At 45.8% G+C, this 949-nt stretch carries 2 pseudogenes; both read left to right on the forward strand.

The features are described from left to right. Positions 1 to 521: pseudogene (locus tag V7D75_RS10330) on the forward strand (methyl-accepting chemotaxis protein); the annotation flags it as partial. A 183-nt stretch (positions 522 to 704) separates the two neighbouring features. Beyond that, positions 705 to 949, forward strand: a pseudogene (locus tag V7D75_RS10335) (CheR family methyltransferase); the annotation flags it as partial.

Genomic DNA, 949 nt, shown 5'->3' on the forward strand with positions numbered 1-949 from the left:
CGCAAGAGATTGGTGATATCGTTGGTCTGATTAACGATATTGCTGACCAAACCAACGTCTTGGCATTGAACGCTGCAATTCAGGCATCGATGGCAGGGGAAGCAGGTCGAGGCTTTGCGGTTGTTGCCGACGAGGTTCAGCGTCTTGCTGAGCGTTCAGCAAACGCAACCAAACAGATTGAAACGCTGGTAAAAACCATTCAGGCCGATACCAGTGAAGCGGTGATGTCAATGGAATCAACGACATCGGAAGTCGTACGTGGTGCACGCTTGGCAAAAGATGCGGGTGAAGCGCTAGAAGAGGTGCAAACGGTTTCTAATACCTTGGCAGACCTGATTCAAAACATCTCTAACGCCGCTCTACAACAGGCCGAGTCTGCAGGTCATATCTCGCATACCATGAATATTATTCAAGACATTACCTCACAAACCTCGTCTGGTTCGATGGCGACCGCGCGCTCTATTGGTGAGCTGAGCGAAATGGCGGCAGCACTGCAAGAGTCGGTCACAGGCTTTAAGATCTCTAATGATGACGAGCAGTTGGAGCAAGAGCTTAGCGAAGATGAGTATTTAGAGGTTGATGAAAACGTCTCGGCGAGCATGTAATCTCTAGTTATCAGCTTATGATTGTGATATTGAAATGTTAACCAAATGGTTGCACTACTCGTTGTTTTCTGTTGAGCAACACTATTAATAGCAGGTCACGTGAATAATCATACTCAAAAAGACAGTCTGATGATAAATAAAGCTGACGCTTTGGTAGCCGAGGCTTTGTGGGATGATGTTGCTTTTGATACTGAGCAATGGCAACGCTATATAGAGCAAGAGATTGGTTTTATATTGCCAAATGTTCAACGTAAATGGTTGGTCAACGCCGTCAGCCAAACGGCACTGACCTATGGTTTGAGTATCATACAATTATGGCATCAGTTGCCGATTAATCATGAGCT

The sequence above is a fragment of the Psychrobacter sp. genome (assembly GCF_036731945.1).
Lineage (GTDB): Bacteria > Pseudomonadota > Gammaproteobacteria > Pseudomonadales > Moraxellaceae > Psychrobacter.